Here is a 15,753-nt window from a genome sequence, read left to right as displayed (position 1 = left end):
GACATGGATGCCATGGAAGCGCTGAACATTGCGGTGCTCACCGTCTCCGATACGCGGACGGAAGATACTGACCGCTCGGGCCAGTCGCTGGTGCAGCGGCTAACCGAGGCGGGGCACCGTTTGGCGGATAAGCGCATCGTACCGGATGACGTTTACCAGATCCGTGCGGTGGTAGCGCAGTGGATTGCCGACACCGGCGTGCAGGTGGTGCTAACCACGGGCGGCACAGGGTTTACCGGGCGCGACTCTACCCCATAAGCTATCTCGGTGTTGCTGGATAAACGTATCGAAGGTTTTGGTGAGCGCTTTCGCCAGCTCAGCGGCGATGAGATCGGCAGCTCCACGATTCAGAGTCGCGCATTGGGTGGCTTCGCTAACGCCCCGGTGGTGTTCTGCCTGCCAGGCTCTACCGGTGCGTGCCGTACCGGCTGGGATGGCATTCTGGCCGAGCAGCTCGATAGCCGCCACAAACCCTGTAATTTTGCCAACCTGGTGATCCCCGGTCGGGGGCAGCATGGCTGAGTTACAGCCGATTGAAGCGGCGCTGAAAGCGCTATTAGCCGACGTGACGCCGCTCTCTGCCGAGCAGATCGCGTTGAATGACGCCGCTGGCCGTGTTCTGGTCGAATCGGTAACGGCCACGCTGGACGTGCCGCCGTTCGATAACAGCGCAATGGATGGCTATACGCTGCGTGCTATGGATGCGGGTAAGCGGCTGCCGGTTAGCCAGCGGATTGCCGCGGGCAGTACGGCACGGCCATTGGCGATGGGCACCTGCGCACGAATCTTTACCGGCGGGCAGATCCCCCCCGGTGCTGCCTGCGTGGTAATGCAGGAGCGGGGGACTGAGGAGAACGGCGAGGCACTCATCCCCGCGGACGTGCCTGAAGGAGACAACGTTCGCCTGCAGGGCCGCGACGTGCGCCAAGGCGATGTGCTGCTCAATGCTGGCGAACGCTTGGAAGCCGCCGCGTTGGGGCATTTGGCGGGGCAAGGCATCACTCATGTCAGGGTATGCCGTCGCCCTCGGGTGGCGCTGCTCTCCACCGGTGATGAGATCGTCGACCCCGGCACGCCGTTACAACCGGGCCATCTGTATAACTCCAACCGCCCCATGCTCAAGCGGCTGTTGGAGACGTTCGGGGCTGAGGTGGTTCAGCTGGTGAGCGTGCCCGATGACTACGCCCAAACCGTGGCGCTCTTGAACCACGCCGCTGCCGAGGCCGATGTGGTGGTGAGCACCGGTGGTGTCAGCGTCGGGGAGGAGGATCACGTCAAAGCGGCGCTGGAGTCGCTTAGGCAGCTCGATATGTGGAAGCTGGCGATTCGTCCCGGCAAGCCGCTAGCGTTAGGCCGCTTGCCCCGCGACGATGGCAGCCAAGCGAGGATTGTTGGGCTGCCGGGCAACCCGGTGTCGGGGGTTGGTGGGCGCGTGGCTGTTTCTACGCCCGCTGATGGGGGTGCTACTGGGCTGCCCTGCGCTGGCGGAGCTTCCGTGCCTAACGGCCACCGCGACCTTTGCCACCGATACTGGCCCACGCCAGCACTACATGCGGGTGGCGCTGCGCTTTACGCCTAGCGGTATCGAGGCCGATGCTTTTGATGACCAAAACTCAGCGGTGCTCTCTTCCTGCATTGCTGCCGATGCGCTGGCGGTGATTGATCCGCATAGCCAGGTGGAGAAGGGCAGCCACATGCGCTGCTTATGGATGGTGGGTTGAACTTGCCTCGGAAGGTGGGCTTAGCCGAGCTCCGTTTAGGAGCAGAGTGAGCTGCTCCCCTTCCAGGGCGATGCCGCACAGCGCCGGTTGGCGGGAGCGGGCAGCCAGCAGTGGCGGTAGTGGGTAAATCGCGGCGGTGGGCAGGCGCATCATCTCACTGTCGCCGGTAATGCCTAGCTGCCATGGCCCCTCGGCATCGCGTAGGGTTAGCCAGCGCGTTGGGTGGCTAGGCTGATTAAGCAGTAGCGCATCGGCAGCGATGTGTCGATGATGAGTGGGCGTACTATCGATGCGTTGAATATAGCGCGCTTCTAAGGCCACACGGTGGCCGCTAGCTTGAAAGCATACGCAGGCGACATAGCTCACGGCCTACCAAGCCCTTTTTGGATAGGCGCGAAACAGGGCATCAGGGTCCAGGAGGCCCGTGGCACGCTGCTCGTCACTAGGTTGCCACAAAGCGCTGACGTAGGGGCGTAACGTGCTAGGCAGTGTTTCGGGAGGCGTTTTGAAGGCGCTGACAGGCAGTTCGCAAACATCGTCGAGCTGGTCGATACGTACTGCGCTGCGTATCTCTCCCGTATGGACGATCAAGAGCATACCCTCCGCGTTAGTATCGGGTAGCACAACCAAGCGCTGTAGCGTAATCAACGACTCTATATTGCCACGTAAGTGAATCACCCCTTCCCTAGAGGCGGGCAAGCCTGGCACAAAATAAAAGGGGGTATCACCCTTAAGAATTTCACTCACCGCATGACCGGGCAGAGCAAACGGCTGGCCGGATAGTTGAAACAACACCACCTGCTGACTTGGCTCGTCTACATCGACAATCGTTGTGACGTCACTGCGTTCGCTGAACGCTTGCTCAAAGGTCACACCCTGTGACTCATGGGTGGGCTGTGGGGAATCCGTCATCGTCCTGCTCCTTGCTGGTGACCACCTGATTGCGCCCCTGGTGCTTGGCGCGATAGAGCGCTTGGTCGGCGCTTAGGCGCAGCGACTCCGTAGACGGCTGTGTGGGAAAGCTGCTAACCCCCGCGCTGAAAGTACAGCTAAAACGCGCGCCGCCTGCATGGAACTCTACCTGCTCGAAATCAATACGCAGGGTATCAATCAATTCGCTGGCGCGCTCAGCACTAACACCCTTGAGCAGTATCACAACCTCTTCGCCGCCATAGCGGCCGATAATATCGGTCATACGCAGGCGGGTTTTGAGTAGCCTGGCCAGAGTGATGATCACTTGGTCACCTGCCAGGTGGCCGTGAGTGTCATTGACCGACTTGAAGTGGTCAATATCGATCATAGCCATCGCGTGCTGGTGTTATCTCGGGAGCGTTGAGCTAGCGCTTTACTGATGAGATCAGTGGTAGAGCTATGGTTGTAAAGCCCAGTCATGCTATCGCGGGTCATTAGTGAGCGCAGCAGGCGCAGCCGCTCCGCGCGCAGTTTGACCGCCGATACCAGCTCTTCAGGCACCACCGGTTTGGTGATAAACGCTTCGACGCCCGCCGTCATGGCTGAGAGCTGCTTTTGGCTATCGGTCTCACTGGAAAGATAAATAATTGGCAGGCCAACGTATTCAGGCTGCTGGCGGATAATGCTGGCTAGCTCCTCACCTGAGCAAACAGGCATATACACATCGACCAGTAGTAGGTCGGGGCTGAAGCGCTCAAGGGCGTTCAAGGCTTCTGCAGGGTGATTGACCTGCTGTACTACCATACCTGCTGCTTCTAAGAGTAATGCATGGTAGGCAGCTACTTCCGGTTCATCGTCTACTACCATCACGCGCAGCGGTTCGTCATCTAACGGCGTGGTGAGTTCATCCACTGCTAACATGAGGTCTAGTGGTTTAACCGGTTTCGTGAAATAGCCGTTACATCCTGCCCGCACAGCGCTTAGCCGGGAGTGAAAGTCATTGTGTGATGAGAGGACACTAGAGCGTAAGCGCTCGCCCGTTAGCTTATTTAAGCTGGTGAGCGTTTCGGTGCCCGCGGTATGCCCTAAAGGGAACTGCACATCCATGATAATGGCATCGGGACGGCGAGTAATAACGGCATTAAAGAACGTATCGGTATCTTCGAAGTGCACCACCTCGTGCCCGAAACAGCGTAAATGATGCAGTAACTGGCTAACTTGGTCGGGCTCATCGTCGCATAGATAGATTAAACGCTGACGCTTACTGCGGGTTTGTGCTGGTGCGGGCGAAAATTCCACGCTGTTCAGCGCAGCTAGCGCTTTCTGTTGACCCGGCAGCGATTCTAAGCGCTGCTGCTCCTGGGCCAGCTGTGTGAAGATAAGTTCCACTACCTCTGCCGAGACGGAGGGGTTATTGAGAGCGGTTTCACCCTGATCCGCCAGCATGGCAATACGTTCAAACCCTAAGGAGCGGCCAGTACCTTTCAGGCTATGAAAGAAACGGTGCAGCTCGGGGGCAAGCCGTGCTTCAGCCTCTGGGGATGTGCGACTTTGCTGCCATTGGGCAGTGATTTGCTGCAGACGAGCCGGTAACTGTTCAATAAACCGTTGGCGCAGTTGGTTGAGTTTATCGTGCAGCGAAGGAGCTGGAGGTGACATCAGACTACCTGTGCAAGTGGGCGAACAGTGAGCGGGCCAAATAACTGCATGGATTTAACTACCAAGCGCTTGAGCAACCGCGTGCTCAAGAGTGGTTTCAAGCGCGGCATCTTTTTGCAGGCAGGCGCTTAGGCCAGACGTTTGGTGCAACTGTTCATTCGGCATGTCGCCCGTTAGCAAAATAAAGGGCAGTGTGACCCCATTTGTTCTCTCAGCATCTCAAGTAGCTCAATGCCATTAATTAACGGCATGTGCATGTCACTGACGATCAGCGCGATATCGTCATGCGTGTCCAACTGGCTGATGGCCTCCATAGCGTCGTTGGCGAGCAGGACATCGTGGCCCTGAAACTCCAGTAGCGCCCCCGTCATTTTCCCAGCGAGGGGGTCGTCGTCTACGACCAATATACGCATGTTAATCCCCTGTCTTGAAGAAGGCTTAGCCCAGTAGGGCTTTTAGCGTCTCCACTAAGTTATTTTGATCAAAGCTGCCTTTCACGATGTAGGCGTCGGCACCTACCTCCATACCGCGTTGGCGGTCAGCCTCTTTTTCACGTGACGTGATAATAATAATTGGCTTATGACGGTAGTGGTCATTTTCGCGCAGACTACTGGTCAGAGCAAAACCATCCATTACGGGCATTTCAACATCGGTGAGCACAGCATCAAAGGATTCGGCTAGAGCTTTGTTTAAACCGTCGCGGCCGTTTTCTGCCAGCGTCACCTGATAGCCCCACGCTTCGAGTACATCTTTTTCAATCTCGCGGGCGTTGAGCGAGTCATCCACAATAAGGACGCGGTGCCTTTGAGGAGCCGCCGTCGTCGGCTTGCTATCACGCTGCACAACATGCCGGGCTTGCTCTAAAAGGGCAGGAACGTGCAATAGACTGACCAGCTCATTGCGCCCTTGAGACACCATGCCGGATACCAGCGGCAGGTAGCGGAGGTGTTCGGGGAGCGGCTTAATGACCATGTCGCGCTCATCGACTAGCGCATCGACAATCAGCGCCAGCTTCTGCTGACGCTGATGCACGACCAGCAACAATACGTTTTCTGACAGGCGTTCTGGAGTCGGGAGCGATAATAACGCCGCGAGTGAGACGACTGGCACAAACTCATTGCGCAGAATGAGGGTAGGCTGACCAGCAGCGTCAATAAAGCTACTAGGTGAGCGCTCAACAAGCTCTGCAACGTGAGGAGCTGTGACGCCTAAGGGAGTTTGCCCAACCTTGACCAGGAGTACCCGCATCATAGCGAGCGACAGCGGCAGGCGAAGGGTAAAGCGCGTTCCTTTGCCAGGTTCGCTGGTGAGCTGTAAATCGCCGCTGAGTTCGTCAGCAATGGTGCGTTTAACCACGTCCATACCGACGCCACGACCAGAAAAATCGGTAATCATGGTTTTCGTAGAGAACCCGGGTAGCAATATTAGTTCCAGGGTTTGCTGTTCACTCAGCGCTATCAGCTGCTCTTCGGTGAGTAGCTGTTTTGCCAGGGCTTTTTGGCGCACGGCCTCTAGGCTAATCCCTGCACCGTCATCGCGCATTTCTACCACGACCCAGCCACCGTCCTGCCAGGCTTCTATCGTTAGCTGGCCGCGTGGTGGTTTGCCTGCGGTTTGGCGCTGTTCAGGAGTCTCTAAGCCGTGATCCAGGGCGTTGCGTAGCAGGTGGATCAAAGGGTCGGAGAGCCGATCGATCATTTGACGGTCTAGCTCGATTTCACTACCTCGCACTCGGCAGTCTACGGTTTTACCTAATGAATGTGCTAGCTCTCGGGCCATTTGAGCAAGTGGGTCAAAGACCACGCTTAGCGGCAGCATGCGCATTTGCAGTGCCCGCTCGTGTAGGTCGCTCATCAGTGAGTCATGGCTTAGCACGCTATTTTTTAACTCGCGGCTGAAAGCGTGAAAGGTACTTTGGTGCTCTGCCGGTAGTGCCTTCCCTAACCTTTGGGCTTGCTCCACTAAGCTATGTAAATGGTGGTGGCCGGAAAGGACCTCGCCCATCAATCGGATCACGTCATCCAAGCGGTCTACACGCACGCGCACGGTGTCAGTGAGGGCTAGTGAAGAGGAGACAGGAGGAGTTTGCTCACTATCAGCTGCCACTGGTGTCTCTACAGTGGGGGCGGCTGTCGCAGTAGGCTGAGTGCTTTCAGGTAGCGTGCCCGTCGCGGCGGCTTCCAGTGCTTGGCAAAGGGCGTGGTTGGTGTCTGGAAGCTCTTCAGGCTTCGCGCCCTGATTCAGCTTGTCGACTAGATCTGACAAAGCATCAATAGCTTGATTAAGCAGGCTGATGGCAGCCGGTGAAGGCGTTTGACTACCATCACGCAAAGCACTCAGTAGCTCTTCGGTGCTGTGGGCGATGGCTGTGATAGGAGCGAGCTTCAGCATCCGCGAGGAGCCTTTTAGCGTATGCGCTGCACGAAATAGCTCGTTGATGCGCTCCTTGTCGGCATCTCCCTGCTCTAGTGTGCTTACCCCTTCCCGCAAACGGGGGATATGGTCGGCGGCTTCTTCCACAAACCGCTGAATGAAACGTCGAATATCCAGCGCCATTAACCAACTCCCTGTATGGCGGTTTGCTCATCTAAGTAGCGTTGTGCGAGGAAACAGGCGTCCCCAGGCGGTAGCGGTGGGCTAATGGCTTGTAGCGCGCCGGTGGCTTTAGGCGAGGTTTCCAATAGGCGCACCACCGCCGCATAGCCCCGTTGGCGCTGTGTCGGGTTATCAGGCAGTTCACCTTGGCGCAGCAGCTCAGCTTGATAAAAATGGGCAGGCCAGCACTCTGGGGCGACATACAAGGCCCGTTTGAAGTAGTCAAACGCCTGCTGAGGCTGCTGCTGCCAGCGGGCAACCAAGCCTGCTAGCAGCAGTGCATCCACGCACCAGTGCTGCGCTGCTAGCAATGGGGCAAGCAGGTGGTCGGCGTCGCTAAAGCTATTCTGGTTGAGCAACTCATGGGCATGGCGAAGCGTGTCATGGAAAGAGTGCGTGGACGGCTGAGGGGCTGTTGCCTCTGGCTTGCAAGGAGGAGGCTCGGCGTGAAGCGGGGGGCTATGCTCAATCGCAAGCTCACTGCTCTCTTTGGGTGTAGAAGGCAAGGAAGGCGTAGAGGGGACGCTGTCTGATTCATCAATAAGTTCAACGCTCATAGGGGTAGGGCGGTACCTATGGGCAGGCTGGACAGTCGCTGATGGCTGCGCTTGAAAATAAAGAAATCCCGTGCTCTTCAACAAGCGATAACACACCCAAGTCGTTGCCCAGGGTTTCGGTGACTCCACATAGCACAATACCGCCAGGCGCCAGTAGCTGTTTTAAGTGCTGCTGAATCGCCCGCCGGAGTCGCTTCGTCAAAATAGATCGAAACGTTACGGAACAGGATCACATCAAAGGGGCCATCTAGCTCATGCTCGCCGGGTCCCAGCAGGTTAAAGGAACGAAATGTGACCCATTGCCTTATTGCATCGACTAACGGAAAACTGCGCCCAGCCGGGGAAAAGTAACGCGCTTTAAGAGCGGTAGGCAGCGCGCGAAAAGCCATTCCGCCGTAAACACCTGCTTGGGCTTTGTTCAGCACCTGATGATCCACATCGCCGCCGGTAATCTGGAACAGCTGCTTGGCGCGTTCGCCGTAACGCTCCAGCAGCGCCATGGCGATACTATATGGCTCTTCTCCTGACGAGCAACCGGCGCTCAGTAGGCGTAGCGGTGGCTGCTTGTTGACCAGTTGGCGAGGCAAATAGGTGTCGGTTAGCCAATCCAGAGCTTCGGGCTCACGGAAAAAGTAGGTTTCATTCACCGTTAATTGGCTAATGAAATTATCAAACAGGACGCTGTCCTGCTGGAGGCGGGCGATCAGCGTTTCTGAGTCGTAAATACCGGTAAGGTCGTTGAGTAGGGCGACCGCCCTGGCCAGCCGCGCCTCGGCCAGTCCTTCCAGGTGTAGCCCGCAGCGTTGGTGTACCAGCCTTTAAAGGGGGCCAGCGTACTCATTGCGGCTCCCGCCGAGACGGATGGGGGGAGCCAACCTCATGCAGCAGCTGTTCGGGTAGGTCGCTTAACGCGACCACTTTTTGTATGACGCCTGCGTTCACGGCTTCTTGGTTCATGCCGTAAATCACCGAGCTTGCCTCATCCTGGGCAAGGGTTGTGCCGCCGGCAAGCTGGATGGCGCGCAGGCCCCTTACCCCATCACGCCCCATGCCCGTCAAAATGACGCCGATCGTATCAGGCCCGTAGACACTGGCGGCGCTATGCAGGAGCACGTCGCAGCTGGGCCGGTAGAGGGCATCCTGGGAGCTGGGCAGCAAGCGAAAACGGTGCTGGGGGGTGACGCATAGGTTGCTTTCCGAAGGCGACAAATAGATATGCCCCGGCGCTATCCGCTCACCCTCTTTTGCGACGCTGACGGGTAAGGCGCAGAGAGTGCCAAGCCAGGTTGCCATCCCTTCGATAAAACCAGGGCTAATATGCTGTGCGATCATGATGGGAGCAGGGAAGTTCTGGGGGAGCTTGCTAAGTAACCTGGCCAACGCATGTGGGCCGCCGGTTGAACAGGCAATGGCGACAATGCGCTGGTAGTGGCGGGTGGGCGGCTGGGCAAGGGCTTGCCACGGGAAACTCGGTTAACGGTGGCGAAGGGGGGGGACGACGGCGTAGCCGGGTGATGACGGCCACGCCGGAGAGCAGCCGCACTCTAGCTCGGAGCCGCTCCGCATCTTCACTATCCAGCGTTGGTTTAGGCAGCACTTCGAGCGCACCGACTTCCAGCGCTTGGTAGGCCGTTTCCGCATCTGAACGGTCGCTAATCACAAGGATCGGCACACCTTTGGTATGCATGATCTCTTCGATGGCGCTTAGGCCATCCATCACCGGCATATTCAGATCCATCGTGATGAGCTGCGGTGCAAGGTGTCGCGCCATATCAATGGCTTCCTGGCCGTTGGCGGCTTCACCGACGATCTCAATATCGCCATCGTTGGTCAGGATATCACGCAGCACATCCCTCGCTAGCTGTCTGTCATCCACCATCACTACCCGAATTGCACTCATCAAAGCATCCTCACGTGGTGCGTGGCGGGCCGTCTTGTTGCTGTGCCAGCGTAAACTCCTGGACAAGCTCGTTAAGCTCTGCCGACATCTGGATCATATCCTCGCTAATCTCGGTAATGCTGCGAACGGACTGGGCATTGCGGGTGCTGGCGGTATCGATATCGCGCAGCGCAATCACCACTTGGTTGCTGGCCGTTTTCTGCTGCTGGGTAGAGAGCGAGATTTGCTGGGCGGCGCTGCTGGTTTGGCTGGCGGCTTTTAACAGGGCCTCTAGGTCCTGTGCGGTGCTCTTACTGGCTTCAACCCCTTGCTCGATGGTGGTCGCGCCCTTTTCAGAAGCCACGACGAGCCGGTTGATAGCCTGCTGGATATCGTCGGTATGGCCTTCGATCTCATGGGTGGAATCCGTTACGCTATCGGCCAAGCGACGGATCTCGTTCGCCACGACGGTGAAGCGACGCCCCGACTCCCCGGCGCTGGAGGCCTCCAGGGCGGCATTGAAGGCGATGAGCTTGGTTTGCGCTGCCAATGTATTGATCAGCTCCATTACTTTGCTGATTTGTTTGGATTTGGCGCCCAGCGTCATAATTTCGGTCAGGCTTTGCTCGCTATCGGTACGGATATCCTGCATTTTGGCCTGCAGCAGCTGCATGGAGGTGCTGCCTTTACGGCTGCGCTCTAGCGTTTGGTTAGCCACGTCCACCACCGACTGCGAATGGTCGCCAATCTGGGTAGACGAAGTGGATAGCTCCTCCATAGTGGAGGTGATTTCGGCAACCGATGACGCCATTTATTCAACCGCCGCCGACATAGTTTGGTTGGCTTCGTGGCTAATATCGCCACCCTGGACACCGGAAAGTCCCGCTGTTTGGGCTAGCCGGTCGGCAACCTGGGTGAGTGCCGCCGCGTTAGTGGAGACCGCTTGGATAGCTCGGGAGAGGCGTTCCAGTAGTTCATTGGTTTGATCGGCTAGGTCGCCTAGTTCGGCTTGGTCGTCGGTTTCTATGCGCCGCGACAGGTCGAGACTGTGCGGGATCTCTTTGAGCTGATGCTGAAAGCGTGTCAACGGCCGAGTCAGACTACTGGTCAGTGGGTACAGCACAACCAGCCCGGCGAATAGGATAAGCAGGCCAATGCCGCTCGACTCCATGAAGCGTTTACGGGTCAGGGTAAGGTACGCGGTCTTATTTGCCTCAACCGCTAAGTGGCGCTGCAATTTAGGCAGCCAAAGCGTGCCAACCAACCAGATTTGGCCGTCGCGCTCTATTTCATGGATTTGGGTTGTGCCGTCGCGCAGTAGTTGCTGCGATAGCGGCTCGGGCAGCGTTCCCACAATGCCTTCGCCATCGTTGCCAAGCTGGTCGCCTTCGCTACTTACCAGGTAGGCTTGTCCGGTGTCGCCTAAGCGAAAATCCTCAATCAGTGTGGTGATTTGGGAAAGATCGATACCCGCCCCCGCCACGACTAAGGGCTGGCCACTGCTCGTGTTTACGGCGCTGCGATAGTTAATGAAAACAAAAGGCTCGGAAGGCGAGAAAGTATCACTATCTAAATTAAGTTCATACGTATTGTTTCGGTCAATAAATTGATAGTACCAGTCATCTACGCCACCGGGTGGTTGAATAGAGCGCTGTAAAAATTCGCCGTCGCGCAGCTGGAAATAGTGGCCCTGTCCCTGGTAGTGGGCGGCAATAAACAGCAGCTCGCTATCCAACTGGCCCATTAAGCGTGATAGGTAGGTCGTAATATCTGCCTGGCGATCTTCAGGGAGCCCGTCGCGTATCCACTGCTCAATAAAGTAACTGTTGGCCAGACTTGCAGAAACGCTAAGGTCCTGGCTAAGGCTCAGGTTAATGCGTGCGGCAAGCCCCTCCACATGGGCAGGCAGCTCCTCGTCATAGAAGTTACTAAGATTTGCTTGGCTATCGGAACGTGCTTGAAGGAATAGCGCCAGCAGCATGGCAAGTGCTAGTACGGTGCCGAAAGATATAAACAGCCGTAGCCGCAATGGCAGGGATTTCCAGTGCGCTGTCATTATTGCTATTGCTCCAAGTGAACCGATGACCAAAAGAGGGACGCCTTACCCCTTGTTACCAGCGTATTAAACCGCCGCTAGTACGCAATGATAACAACGATTTCAGCGACTTTTAGGGTGTGTGTCCAGTTTTTATACTAACGCGGCTTAATCGGTTTCCTAGAAAAAAAGAATGATCGAGCAATTAAATAATGGCGTGGGGAATAAAGCACGACGTATCTTTAGTGATACGCCCCACGTCCTCTCGAATGCCCATGCCACAGGCGCGATCGCCCCCTACCCAGCTACCAATTAACGCGTGTTTGTCGCCAAAGCGTGGGAGCGGGTGGTATGCCTGGCGTTTCCACGGGTTATCAGTGTAAGGCCCGCCGACGCTCTCTTGCTGGCCGCTGGGCGTTATCAAGCTGATATTGCTCCCTTCCCGTGAGAAAAACGGCTTGCGCACCCAGCCTGCTTCCAGCGGCGAGTGACTATCTTTTTCAAAATACGCCGGTAGCAGATTCGGGTGCCCTTCAAACTTTTCCCACAGCAGCGGCAGAATCCCTTTATTGGAGAGCACGGCTTTCCAGGGCGGCTCAAACCAGTGGGTGTTGAGCTGCGTGACCGCCTCGCCAAACTCTTCTACCGCCATCTCTTCCCATGGGTAGAGCTTGAACAGCGCGGTAATCGGTTGGTCATCCAAATCGTCAAAGTGCTCGGCTCCCTGCGCAACGCCAATGTCTTCGGTGTAAATAAACGGCGCCTGTAAGCCTGCCTGCAGGGCGATATCCTGCAAGTAGCTGACGGTGGCGCGCTCCTCGTCGCTGCCTTTTACACAGGAGAAGTAAAGGGTGCGGTTTTCCAAGCGGTCGCCCAGATGCGCCATGGCATTGAGCAGGCGTTCTTGAATCGAGTGTACTGGTCGGCATGGCGGGGCAGGATGCCTGGCTCAATGGACTGCTCCAGCCACACCCACTGGAAAAAGCCCCCTTCATAGAGCGAGGTGGGCGTGTCGTAATTGAGCTCTAAAAGCTTCGCGGGGCCGTTACCTGAATAGGCAAAGTCCATGCGCCCATACAGCGGCGGCTGCCCGCTGCGCCAGGAGTGGTGGATGATGTCCCACATATGCTCGGGGATCGCGAGGCGCTGCATTAAAGCATTGGAGTGGCAGACCTTATCGACCAGCTCCATACACATCTCGTGCAGGGCTTCGGTGTCCGCTTGGATCTCTTACTCTACATGCTCCAGGGTAAACTGATAGTAGGCGTCCTCTTTCCAGTAAGGCTCGCCATCGATGGTGTGGAAATGAAACCCCAGCTCTTTGGCCAGGGTCTTCCATTGCGGGCGTTCAGGAACGTTGATTCGCAGCATAGTGGCTCCCAAGGGAGTGGCTAAGAGCCCCAAGAGGCCGAGCGGGTGCCCAGGCCGCGCCGCGTTGTGGCTTGGCGGTTTTGTACCACTCCGCTACGCCAAGCCTCGTTACGCTGGTTGACCCGCTGGGAAGCTTGGCTAGTAGCGGTGTTCCAGTTGCCCTGGTTTTGGCGGTTGCGATAGACCGGCTCTTGATACACCCGTTCAAACGAGCGCCCTCGGCTGGTATTCGCCAGCATGTTACCGACCATATAGCCCATCATAGCGGGCATGAACCAACCGCCGCCGCCCGTTGCCTGGGCTTGCTCATCGGTGGGGGCTGCGCAGGCGCCTTCGCCGTGTTCGGCTTCGCAGGCTTCTAGGGTGTCGAAGCGCGGCACGGACTCTAGAGAGGCCTCGTAAGCATCTTCGCAGGCGCTGCGGGTGTACACGTTGGCGGCTACGCACTCTTCGACGCCTTGATAGCTTTTGGGCTCGTCGAAGCGTACATCGGTCAGGTGCTCGTCCTCTGCGGGCTGGGTGCAGGCGGTCAAACCGAAGGGCGCTCGCTCCCATCATCGCCAAAGAGAGGCGCGCGCTGCGCTTACGGCGGGGCAGGTGGGTAGGTTGGGTCTGCTTTTCCATGAGAGCGCTCCGTTACCAGGTCATTGAGGCCGCGTTGATCAAGCCCACGGCAATCGAGATGCTGCCCACCAGCGTGCCGTAGGCCTGATGACCTTCGGTGATGTGCTGAGACAAGCTCTCGCCCTGGCGGCGTAGAAATAGTTTTAGGCCAAAGAACGTGGCGATCTGCACGCCGAAGGCCACCACGCCCCACAGAATGAAGTCGATATAGCTAATGGAGTGGGCCATGGCGCTGTAGAGCGGCAGGGTGAAACCCAGAATAGAGCCGCCGTAAGCGGTGGCGGCCGCCGCATTGCCCGCTCGAATCAGTGCCCACTCGTGGTGTGGGGTTAGGCGGCTATAGCAGTACATAAAAGCCACCAGCAGCGCGAGCGCGCCGAGCAGGTAGGCAAAGAAAGACGGTAATCCCTGTAGGTAGTGCAACATGGCGGTGCGCATCCTTGTGGTTAATGACGTGTGGTCAGTCAACAGTCAGCATTGTGACATAGCTTAGCCGGAGAGCGGCAATCATCCACCGCCTTTCGTCGCGCCGCTTAGTAAGTAGTAAAAAAACCTATTTTTTGACTTTTGTTGCGACTAAAGGCTAATAGATGAATCGTGTCACCCGCTTAAAATCCCGCGATGCTTGGTATTTTTACCTAAACTCACCGTGTCGTATCGCTTGATACCGCTCTTCGTGCCCCTGTTGGGCACCGCTTCAGACGCGACCGCATCGAAGGATCCTCCCCCATGCATGCCCTAACCCTGGCATCGTTTCTGTTCTTTACGGGCCTGGTGGCCTTTGTCACATGGCGCATCACACGGCGTGATGACCACCGCAGCACCAGCGGCTATTTCCTGGCAGGTCGCACGCTGACCTTTCCGCTGATCGCAGCGTCCATGCTGATGACCAACCTCTCCACCGAGCAGATGGTGGGGCTGAACGGGTCCGCGTTTACCGATGGTTTAAGCGTCATGGCGTGGGAAGTGATCGCCGTGATTGCCCTGTTGGCGTTGGCGCTGTTCTTCCTGCCGCGCTTTTTGAAAAGCGGCATTGCCACGCTGCCGCAACTGCTGGCGATTCGTTTTGATACAGGCACGCAGCTGATTGCCAACGTTATCTTCCTGATTGCCTACGCGGTGGTGCTGCTGCCGATCATCCTCTACTCCGGGGCCATCGGCCTTCAGGGCATGCTGGACTTACAGGGCCTGACCGGCATTGAATCCAACACTGCGCTGCTCTGGGCGACGGTATGGGCGGTGGGCCTGATTGGTGCGGTCTACGCGCTGTTTGGCGGCCTGCGTACGGTGGCGGTATCGGATACCCTCAACGGGGTAGGCCTGCTGATTGGCGGCTTCGTGATCGTTTACTTCGGCCTACAGGCGGTGAGCGGCGGCACCGGCGTGATGGAAGGCTGGAATATCTTGAAAGAGAGCGACCCCAGCAAATTCAACTCCATGGGTGGCCCGGAACAGCAGGTACCATTCTCAACCATCTTTACCGGCGTGCTGCTGCTTCACCTCTTCTACTGGACCACCAACCAGCAAATCATTCAGCGCACCTTTGCCGCCAAGAACCTGGCCGAAGGCCAGAAGGGCGTCCTGCTGACGGGCTTTCTGAAGCTATTGGGGCCACTGTACCTGGTGCTGCCCGGCATCATCGCCTACCACCTGTATGCCGACCAGGGCATCCGCGCAGACGAGGCGTATGGCCACCTAGTATTCAACGTGCTGCCGCCCTACTTGACCGGCTTCTTTGCGGCGGTGATGGTCGGGGCGATTCTCTCCTCGTTTAACTCCGCGCTGAACAGCACCACGACGATCTTCAGCCTGGGGATCTACAAAGGCGTGCTGAAAAAGGACGCCACGGAAGAGCAGGTGGTGAAATCCGGCAAGGTGTTTGGCTGGATCATGGCGATTACCACCATGATCATTGCCCCGCTGCTGGCGGGCCAGGACAGCCTGTTCGGCTACCTGCAGAAGATGAACGCGATCTACTTCATCCCGATTCTCGCCGTGGTGCTGGTGGGCCTGCTGCCAAAACGCGTGCCGCCCATGGCGGCGAAAGGAGCGCTGGTCGGCGGCTGTTTGCTGATTGCGGCGGGCTACTTCGTGCCGCCGTTCAACAAGCTGCCCATGGTGATGCACGAGTTCCACTTCGTCGCTGCGGTGTTCGTGCTGCTGGTGGCGGTCATGCTGGTGATCGGTAAGCTGCGCCCCCGCGCAACGGGCTGGGTGCAGGAAGACTCCGGCGATGTCGATCTCACTCCGTGGAAAGGTGCGGTGCCTACCGGTATCGTGCTGGTGGTTTTGGTGGTGATTATGTACGCCTCCTTTGCGGGTGGCTAATCACGCCCGCGTTTAAAAGGCAGCATTTGAGAAAAAACAGCCACGCCCCGTTTTGCGGGGCGTGGCTGTTTT

Annotated in this window: 12 protein-coding genes and 5 pseudogenes; 3 read left to right on the top strand and 14 right to left on the bottom strand. The window is 57.4% G+C overall.

The features are described 5' to 3' along the window. Positions 1-3 precede the first annotated feature (3 nt). Both moaB and B4967_RS09865 read left to right on the top strand, forming a co-directional pair. Positions 4-522 (top strand): annotated as a pseudogene (moaB, locus tag B4967_RS09870) (molybdenum cofactor biosynthesis protein B). After that, a pseudogene (locus tag B4967_RS09865) lies at positions 515-1,721 on the top strand (molybdopterin molybdotransferase MoeA). Before moaB ends, B4967_RS09865 begins: the two co-directional pseudogenes overlap by 8 nt. Here B4967_RS09865 and B4967_RS09860 read toward each other — a convergent pair. The 14 genes and pseudogenes from B4967_RS09860 to B4967_RS09810 all read right to left on the bottom strand — a co-directional run bounded on the left by B4967_RS09860 (position 1,704) and on the right by B4967_RS09810 (position 13,779). After that, a complete protein-coding gene (locus B4967_RS09860) occupies positions 1,704-2,087 on the bottom strand; it encodes a hypothetical protein (protein WP_083024997.1) in 384 nt (127 codons plus the stop codon). The pseudogene B4967_RS09865 and the gene B4967_RS09860 overlap by 18 nt on opposite strands. A 3-nt stretch (positions 2,088-2,090) precedes the next feature. Further along, positions 2,091-2,633, bottom strand: a complete 543-nt coding sequence (locus tag B4967_RS09855) for a chemotaxis protein CheW (RefSeq protein WP_083024996.1) — start codon at positions 2,631-2,633, stop codon at positions 2,091-2,093. Next, positions 2,605-4,292 (bottom strand): annotated as a pseudogene (locus tag B4967_RS09850) (GGDEF domain-containing response regulator). Before B4967_RS09850 ends, B4967_RS09855 begins: the two are co-directional and overlap by 29 nt. Positions 4,293-4,465: 173 nt before the next feature. Continuing rightward, complete coding sequence (locus B4967_RS09845) at positions 4,466-4,705, bottom strand: response regulator (RefSeq protein ID WP_243470477.1); 240 nt, start codon at positions 4,703-4,705, stop codon at positions 4,466-4,468. 25 nt (positions 4,706-4,730) lie between these two features. Continuing rightward, the gene (locus tag B4967_RS09840; RefSeq protein ID WP_083024994.1) at positions 4,731-6,848 is read right to left on the bottom strand and encodes a hybrid sensor histidine kinase/response regulator; all 2,118 of its coding nucleotides are present in this window, start codon (positions 6,846-6,848) and stop codon (positions 4,731-4,733) included. Continuing rightward, a complete protein-coding gene (locus tag B4967_RS20860; protein ID WP_192859207.1) occupies positions 6,848-7,444 on the bottom strand; it encodes a hypothetical protein in 597 nt (198 codons plus the stop codon). Before B4967_RS20860 ends, B4967_RS09840 begins: the two co-directional genes overlap by 1 nt. 77 nt (positions 7,445-7,521) lie before the next feature. Continuing rightward, positions 7,522-8,091 carry a CheR family methyltransferase gene (locus tag B4967_RS20855; RefSeq protein WP_340638734.1) on the bottom strand — a complete coding sequence of 190 codons (570 nt, stop codon included), beginning with the start codon at positions 8,089-8,091 and terminating at the stop codon, positions 7,522-7,524. 56 nt (positions 8,092-8,147) lie between these two features. Then, positions 8,148-8,285: a hypothetical protein gene (locus B4967_RS20850; protein ID WP_340638733.1), complete on the bottom strand. Its 138-nt coding sequence runs from the start codon at positions 8,283-8,285 to the stop codon at positions 8,148-8,150. Next, positions 8,282-8,824, bottom strand: coding sequence for a CheB methylesterase domain-containing protein (locus B4967_RS19300; protein WP_243470476.1), 543 nt, complete (start codon positions 8,822-8,824; stop codon positions 8,282-8,284). The genes B4967_RS20850 and B4967_RS19300 overlap by 4 nt, the downstream gene beginning before the upstream one ends. Then, positions 8,808-9,344: a response regulator gene (locus tag B4967_RS19295; RefSeq protein WP_243470475.1), complete on the bottom strand. Its 537-nt coding sequence runs from the start codon at positions 9,342-9,344 to the stop codon at positions 8,808-8,810. Before B4967_RS19295 ends, B4967_RS19300 begins: the two co-directional genes overlap by 17 nt. Positions 9,345-9,354: 10 nt before the next feature. Continuing rightward, a pseudogene (locus B4967_RS21330) lies at positions 9,355-11,379 on the bottom strand (methyl-accepting chemotaxis protein). Between the two features lie 184 nt (positions 11,380-11,563). Continuing rightward, positions 11,564-12,729: pseudogene (locus B4967_RS09820) on the bottom strand (glutathionylspermidine synthase family protein). A 20-nt stretch (positions 12,730-12,749) separates the two neighbouring features. Beyond that, positions 12,750-13,262 carry a DUF1190 domain-containing protein gene (locus B4967_RS09815; RefSeq protein ID WP_243470472.1) on the bottom strand — a complete coding sequence of 171 codons (513 nt, stop codon included), beginning with the start codon at positions 13,260-13,262 and terminating at the stop codon, positions 12,750-12,752. 103 nt (positions 13,263-13,365) lie between these two features. Continuing rightward, a complete protein-coding gene (locus B4967_RS09810; protein WP_044630035.1) occupies positions 13,366-13,779 on the bottom strand; it encodes a DUF350 domain-containing protein in 414 nt (137 codons plus the stop codon). A gap of 303 nt (positions 13,780-14,082) precedes the next feature. Here B4967_RS09810 and B4967_RS09805 point away from each other — a divergent pair, with 303 nt between their 5' ends. After that, positions 14,083-15,681, top strand: coding sequence for a solute:sodium symporter family transporter (locus B4967_RS09805; protein WP_083024992.1), 1,599 nt, complete (start codon positions 14,083-14,085; stop codon positions 15,679-15,681). Positions 15,682-15,753 lie beyond the last annotated feature (72 nt).

Origin of the sequence: Vreelandella lionensis, from assembly GCF_002087295.1 — a bacterium.
In the GTDB taxonomy this organism is placed as follows: domain Bacteria; phylum Pseudomonadota; class Gammaproteobacteria; order Pseudomonadales; family Halomonadaceae; genus Vreelandella; species Vreelandella lionensis.
The sequence above is the reverse complement of the archived record's forward strand: the minus strand, read 5'-3'. Positions and strand labels throughout refer to the sequence as shown.

Coding starts and splice junctions, on each gene's coding strand:
- B4967_RS09855 (WP_083024996.1), bottom strand. CDS start 2,633: ATGACGGATTCCCCACAGCCCACCCATGAGTCACAGGGTGTGACCTTT.
- B4967_RS09845 (WP_243470477.1), bottom strand. CDS start 4,705: ATGCGTATATTGGTCGTAGACGACGACCCCCTCGCTGGGAAAATGACG.
- B4967_RS09840 (WP_083024994.1), bottom strand. CDS start 6,848: ATGGCGCTGGATATTCGACGTTTCATTCAGCGGTTTGTGGAAGAAGCC.
- B4967_RS20860 (WP_192859207.1), bottom strand. CDS start 7,444: ATGAGCGTTGAACTTATTGATGAATCAGACAGCGTCCCCTCTACGCCT.
- B4967_RS20850 (WP_340638733.1), bottom strand. CDS start 8,285: ATGAGTACGCTGGCCCCCTTTAAAGGCTGGTACACCAACGCTGCGGGC.
- B4967_RS19295 (WP_243470475.1), bottom strand. CDS start 9,344: ATGAGTGCAATTCGGGTAGTGATGGTGGATGACAGACAGCTAGCGAGG.
- B4967_RS09810 (WP_044630035.1), bottom strand. CDS start 13,779: ATGTTGCACTACCTACAGGGATTACCGTCTTTCTTTGCCTACCTGCTC.
- B4967_RS09805 (WP_083024992.1), top strand. CDS start 14,083: ATGCATGCCCTAACCCTGGCATCGTTTCTGTTCTTTACGGGCCTGGTG.